This is a genomic window from Streptomyces daqingensis, assembly GCF_014645895.1.
Lineage (GTDB): Bacteria > Actinomycetota > Actinomycetes > Streptomycetales > Streptomycetaceae > Streptomyces > Streptomyces daqingensis.
Genome location: NZ_BMMP01000020.1, coordinates 93,441 through 99,849, shown reverse-complemented (window position 1 = coordinate 99,849; position 6,409 = coordinate 93,441). Strand labels below are relative to the sequence as shown.

Genomic DNA, 6,409 nt, shown 5'->3' with positions numbered 1-6,409 from the left:
GCAACCCGCTACGACAAGACCGCCGAGTCCTACCAAGCAGCCGTCACCCTCGCATCGCTCCTGATGTGGGCCTGACACTTGAAGACAACTCCTAGCGCCACCACGTCGATCACGCCGACACCCGTCAGAACAGCCGAGAGCACGTTGAAGAAGCGCTGGTTCCGAGCGATGCGATCGTCGAGAGCCTCCAGGTCGGCGAGGTCCAGCTTCCGGTTCGTGGCGTGCGTCCCGAACAGTTGCTCGTGGGGTTGATCCCCCTTCGAACGCTGCCTGATTACCGTGCCGTCCGCTGCAATGTGCCACTGGACCGTCCACGGCTTGTCCTGCCGCGTCATACGTCTACCTCCTCCGCGAACGGGGGCCCACCGCCCACCGCTTCATCCTCCAGGCGTGCTCGCTCTTCGTGATGCCGAGGGAGCCCATTCCCGCGTACGCGTGGTTCGCTCATGGATGTGGCGGCGTTGCGCCGACGGACGGCTTGCCTTTCCTTGGCCTTTGCAACAGCGCGATCGCCCCGCCGAGGACCGAGACCCCGAAGAGGCACATCAGCAGTCCTCCGATCTTGGCCTCGGACTCGGAGTCCGGGCTGCGCCCGGGGCCTGAGGACTCGGCGACCACCCGACCAGGGCTGGCGAGGGCATCGACTCCGATGTAGAAGAGACCTGCCGCGAGGCAGAACAGGGCGACGGCGCCCAGTATCCGGCCCGCGCTGCGGTGCGCAGGGGCGTGGTCGGGGCGCCCTCGACGGGTTTGCGATCAGCCATGGCGCGCAGGCTACTGCCCTCCCTGGCAGATTCAGTTCTCGGGTCTCGTACTTCCGCCAGCGGTAGCCTGCCGTCCACGGTCAGGTGGGCAGCCATCTCGATCCGCCGCAGACGCGCCAGGCCGGCGCAGCTCTCAACGCCCTGTTGTTGACCGGGGTTTACCGCGCTACGAGAACGGCATGGGGCATGCGATGGCAGGCGGGCAAGTGTGGGGTCTACCGGAGTGGTGCACCGGATGCTGATGGCGACGTTGCCGTACTGCGCTGCTGTGCAGCACGGAATGGACCGACTTCAGACATCTGTCCGGAAGGGCTCTGCAAGGCAGTTCATCGGCGATACCGTGCCCGCACAACAAAAAGTCCCGGGCCTGTGACCTGGGCCTTCGTACTGGAGCGGGTGACGGGAATCGAACCCGCGCTCTGAGCTTGGGAATCACCGTGCGGATCGCCAGGTCAGAGAGGCTCGGGGGCCGCAACTCATTACCTCCTCGAAAGATACTCAGGTGTACGGCCAATGTTGCCCTACGTGCGCCTCGTGCGCTTCGGTGGCTGAGCGCTCGCTCGGATCGCTTGCACGACGTCATCGAGAGCTTCGACAGCCGCAGCAAGCTTGGCCTGGAATGAGGCGTGGCTCTGCCTCCGAGCCTCAACGACTTTGCGGCGGTCTTCAACGGGTCTTGGTGAACAACTTGTGCATGTGCCGCATGGCTGGCCGGGCCGGCACCCGATAGCAGCGCCCGCTCCGCCTGCGAAACCTGCCACACCGGCAGCCCAAAACGCTGCTACCCCCTGATCCATGACCAGGATTCTCTCGGGTCCGGTGTGGTTGCGAAAGAAGGTGGGAATAAGCCAGCCTTCGTACGTAGACCTTCTAGTTGCAAGTGTGGACAGCTCGGACATCCAATTTCGGAGTGGTCACGCGAGCGACAGCCAGAGGGCCTGAGGCTGCCAACGACTGGCGAGGTTGCTGTACTTGATGTACGCCCGCCAGCTGACCATCTGCCCTGCCAGGGCAGATGGCGACCCCGTCCAGACCATGACCGGAAGCCTTACCGTCTCGGACCTTGAAGGGGAGAGTGCGATCTCACCTATCTCGTTCGGGCATGTCGCGTGACCTTAGCGACAAAGCGCCCTGGCCAAACTTCTATGGTGCCAATTTTTTTGGCCAACGGCTTTTATCTGTATACCTACTCAATTGCCTGTCAATTTGCGCCACCCACTCCGCCCCCTTTGCCAACACGCTCGGATCTACGGTGCCGACCACTTTGGAAGCGCGATCTCTGGCGTCAATCACCCATCCATACACTTCCAGCAAGAACTGGGGCGTGAGTACTGATAGATCTAGCTCTGTGAGCGATTTAGGTCTCGGGCGAGATGACGTCAGCGCGAACGCCGATGCAGAACGCGCTAGGTGGAAACGCACATTGGATCGATCATGTCGACCGCCCATTCCGCTGTTCTTAGCGAGAAATTCATCTACGGTGCGCACTAGAAGAAGACAGTTAAGGTAGGCAGCCAATGGTGTTTTGGTGCTAAATACTCGCTCATACAGCTTCCCGCGAACCAGGGCAGAAGGTGTTCCGCGAGACACATTTGGCTGCTGCAAGAGAACTGCACCTACGGCTTGAGCCAACTCCAGCACCTCAACGATCTGTGCGCGAGGCTTTTGTAGATTCTTGTAGTGGTTCTTCTTCCTTTCGTAGTAGAGTCCATGGCGCTGAAAATACTCCTCGATGTCACGCTGAAAAGGTTCGGTCGAGCGAAGGGAAGCCGCTGATACGCGGTTCTGGCTGTTCGTCGCCTTGATTACTTGCGCTGCAATTTCCTCATCCTGTGTTTCGATCACGCGAACCAGCAACTGGCGAAGCTCTCCGTGAGAGGCAGGGGTTTCGTTGTCCTTCCTGGAGAGGCCATGAAAGTAGTGGTATAGGTTGCGTGAAGTTTGGAGACCGTTAACAATCTGCGGGTCTTCGATTTGCAAACGCCTACTCGATGGTTGCACACGCTTGCCAATGATCGTCACACCGTTATTCAGCCACCAGAAGTCAGCTACTGAAGCGTCGCCTTCCCTAAGGGATTGGGCGATACCTCGATTGATTACCGTAGCCCCTTCATAATCTCGAACATTCTCCTCGAAGATCTCGTCGCGGAGGCGGTCATCACCCTCGGTGATAAAGTCAAAATAGTCGGCAAGGCTCACTAGGCATACGAAGCCTCCCTTTTCCGAAGAGATGGGCCCCTCGGAAAGTCGCAAAGTTGAGGTTGTGGCCCTTCGTTGCCTAGCACGTGAATTGAGCTCATTGGCGCCAATCAGTTCAACGGAAACCCGAGAGCCGTGGAACAGACTCGTCACCTGACGCTCGAGGCGGGAAGCCTTCGCGCGGACCTTTTCGTGGGGATCCTCCGGCGACTTTGTGATATAGCGAATATTGATGGACAATTCAGGAAACTTCGAGGCGACGGAAAGATAGGTCTGCCTGAATGACTGAAAGCGCTCGAGAACGCGAGGGTTGAATTCCGCACCCAGTGCGGCAGATTCGTCCAATTGCAATAGAAGAGGAAGATGGTCAAGAAGTCGCTGTAGGGTCACCTCTTTGAAACCACTCTCGTACTTCGCCTGAATAATTTCCAGTTCGAGTTGAGGGGATTCTCCGTGCGACTTTTCAGAGGTGTCTTCTACGAGTTGACCGTCCAAAAAGAGGTAAACTGCGTCGATCCCGCCATCATCGGATCCGTCGACAATCCCGTCCTCGACTTGTCGACCAGACAGGCCTTTTAGGCGCAAGACCGTATCAGTAGAATTAATAAGGAAGAAGTCTTGGTCCGAGAGGTCGGGATAGGTTTCAGACTTCTGCTGCCTGATGCGTTCTTCGAGGATTAGAACTTCGTTGGAGACGATTTTTGACGGCTTGGCCATAGCTTCCCCCTAGAAAAACCATCCGGCTTGGCGCTTCCGATCGCTCACTGAGAGCGACTTCGTTTATACCAGTCGTGATTCGCTGATGTGCCTGTTTTAAGACATTGAGCCTTTTCCAACTTCAGTTTGAGCAGGCCAGGTGCAGGGTGAGGACGGCTTTGACGATGTTGGTGATGCGGGTGGTGGAGCATCGCAGTTTGCGCAGGAGGCGCCAGGTCTTGAGGGTGGCCATGGCCTGCTCGACAAGTGCGCGGATCTTCGCGTGCGAGCGGTTGACGGCCTGCTGACCTGCGGAGAGTGTGTCCCGGCGCCCCAGTAGGGCAGGCGTATGGTGCCGCCTGCGCCGCGGTAGCCCTTGTCGGCCCAGCACTCCACGCCGGCTTCTTCCAGGGCGTCGATGATGCCGTGGGTGCGTGCGGCCCTGATGTCGTGGACTGCTCCGGGCAGCACGGGGGAAGCCCACAGCAGCCGACCGCGTGGGTCGGTGATGACCTGCACGTTCATGCCGTGCTTCTTGTGCTTTCCGGAGAAGAAGAGCCGGTCCGCGGCGATCCGATCGATCGGCAGCAACGTGCCGTCCAGGATCACGAACGCCTTGGTCGCTGCGGTCCTCATCGCTTCGGCGAGAGTCGGGGCGAGGGCGGCCAGGAGCTCGATGGCTTCGTTGATGTACCGGTAGGCGGTGGTGGTGCCCACGCCGAACCCAACCGCGAGCTGGGCATAGGTGTGGCCGCATCGCAAATGGGCCAGCACGAGCAGCGCCTGCCGTCCGGCGGTCAGCCGGCGCCATCGCGTCCCCATCTCGAGGCGGCGTGAAGCCAGCTCACGGGCGAGGACGCGCAGGGCGGAGGTGGACAGATCGACGCCAACTGGGTAGACAAGCACGCGGAAGCTCCTGGCAGGACGGCTTGGACTCGACACCCACCCGTCTACCAGGAGCTTCTCTACGTCCGCACATCAACCGCACCGTCAACTGCCCTGCACAGCTGGCAGGTTGGAAAAGGCTCATTGAGCTATGTACGCCGAGGCAAAGACAGGGTTGGTGGAGCGGGTTTGGCCGGTGTCCTGCCTGGGCTGGGGTCGAGCATGATCAGGGGGCCGTACGCTTGTTGGCTACTCGGGCAGGCTCATCCCCTGCCCGCAATGTGTCCGAGTGGCCCCCTGGTCTTGCTCGACGCGGGTCCCGGACCGGGCAGGTGGCTAAAGCCTTGGAGCCGACCGCCCCAGCCGCGATGTACCCCTCTTCTTCTGGCTCGTCTTCGCGCGCGGGCCGGTGGCCGGGCCGGAGCGGGGCGGAGACAGGAGCGTCGGCCCGGCGGCGAGCCGGGCCGCGCGGCGAGCGGAGCGAGCCCTTGAAGTAGTAGAGAAAGTTGTCACTCATCGCTGAGACTGGGGCTTGTCTTGTCCCGGTAGATGCTTGACGCTCCGATCCCAGATCAATGGCTGACAGGTGGCGGCGAACGGGGATCTCGCGGCGGCTAGTTCATCGCCGGAAGCGGGCGGGATCGGTCAGGTAGCGGTCCAGGTCTGGATCCTCGTGCACTTCCCTGAATCCGTCGGTGATCTGCCATCTGAGTCCAAGCTCGCCGCGCAGACGATCGAGGGCGTCGTGGGCTGCAACGTTGAACCGGGCACACTCGTCCTCGCGCCACGGCCCCGGATCGGGCGGGTACTCCCAGTTCAGCGAAGTGTCGAACCAAGCGATCAGCCGCGCCAACTCCTCGCGGAGCGCTGAGCTGATAGAAAGCCGGTCCAGATTCGTCGGATTGCCCCATGCCTGTTGACCCTGCGGATCGTCGATCCACAGCACGCCACCGGAGCCCGGATCGAAGAAGAAACGCGCGGTCGGCACGGTCAGCAGCGTGGACGAGAGCAAGCTCAACGTCAACAATCAGGTGGGACCTGACCGTTCAATTTGAGGTGGGACTAGACAGCTGCGGCTGGTGAGTTGGGCTGTCGAGTGCGTCTGCGTGCATGCGGGCAGCGTTCTGCCTTGGCGGTGTGCCAACGGCAGGAAGGTGACTGGGCGAGCGGTCCAAGTGATCTGCGTGGTGCGGTGCTTGAGGGTGAGGTCTTGGGGCTCGCCCTGGCGGAGGGCTTCGAGGGCCTGGGGTTGCTCGTGGTTCTTCCAGTGCTGGGCCCGGCGGTAGGGCTCCTCGTCCAGGGCCATGGCGATCGTCATGAGGCTGATGCGGACCCAGCGGACGGCCTGTTCCGGGCTGGTGGCGTCGAAGGAGCCGAGCTTGCCGCCGTTGACGAGGCATTCGCACCAGTAGCCGTGTGTCAGTGGGATGTTGGGCGTCTTGGGGCTGGCCGTGAGTTCGGCGGTGATGGTGTGGCCGTGCTTGTCGTCGCCGTTGATGTGGAGCCGCTGGGCGAGTGTGGAGACCAGGGCCAGGCCGCGGCCGTGGGTGTCGTTCTCGTTGGGGTGCTCGACGTGTGGCGTGGTGCGGGTGCCGCCGGCATCTGTGACAGAGACCAGCACCGTCTCTGGTGTGCGGGAGATCGTGAGGTTGAAGGCTTCGCCCTGGTTGCCGCTGGCGCTGTGCAGTAAGGCGTTCGTTCCCAGCTCCGTGACGATGAGGGCCGCGTCGTCGGCGTGGCCGCTGTCGCTGAGGACGTCGCGCGTCCATCGGCGTGCGCGACCGACCTCTTCCAAGTGACCGGGACAAGTGAGTTCCCAGATCCGGACCTTGCTCGTATACTCGTGCATACAAGTTCCTTCGTGC

General features: G+C 61.4%; 4 protein-coding genes and 1 pseudogene. All 5 read right to left on the bottom strand.

Features of this window, described 5'->3' with window-relative positions:
* Window positions 1–29: 29 nt before the first annotated feature.
* A complete protein-coding gene (locus tag IEY56_RS24825) occupies window positions 30–335 on the bottom strand; it encodes a hypothetical protein (protein ID WP_189039500.1) in 306 nt (101 codons plus the stop codon).
* A 1,572-nt stretch (window positions 336–1,907) separates the two neighbouring features.
* Window positions 1,908–3,680 (bottom strand): AIPR family protein, encoded by a 1,773-nt coding sequence (locus tag IEY56_RS24820; protein WP_189039499.1) that lies wholly within the window; start codon window positions 3,678–3,680, stop codon window positions 1,908–1,910.
* A 121-nt stretch (window positions 3,681–3,801) separates the two neighbouring features.
* Window positions 3,802–4,565: pseudogene (locus IEY56_RS24815) on the bottom strand (IS5 family transposase).
* A 598-nt stretch (window positions 4,566–5,163) separates the two neighbouring features.
* Window positions 5,164–5,532 carry an immunity protein CdiI family protein gene (locus IEY56_RS24810; protein ID WP_189039498.1) on the bottom strand — a complete coding sequence of 123 codons (369 nt, stop codon included), beginning with the start codon at window positions 5,530–5,532 and terminating at the stop codon, window positions 5,164–5,166.
* 39 nt (window positions 5,533–5,571) lie between these two features.
* Window positions 5,572–6,393 (bottom strand): ATP-binding protein, encoded by an 822-nt coding sequence (locus tag IEY56_RS28975; RefSeq protein WP_308424176.1) that lies wholly within the window; start codon window positions 6,391–6,393, stop codon window positions 5,572–5,574.
* Window positions 6,394–6,409 lie beyond the last annotated feature (16 nt).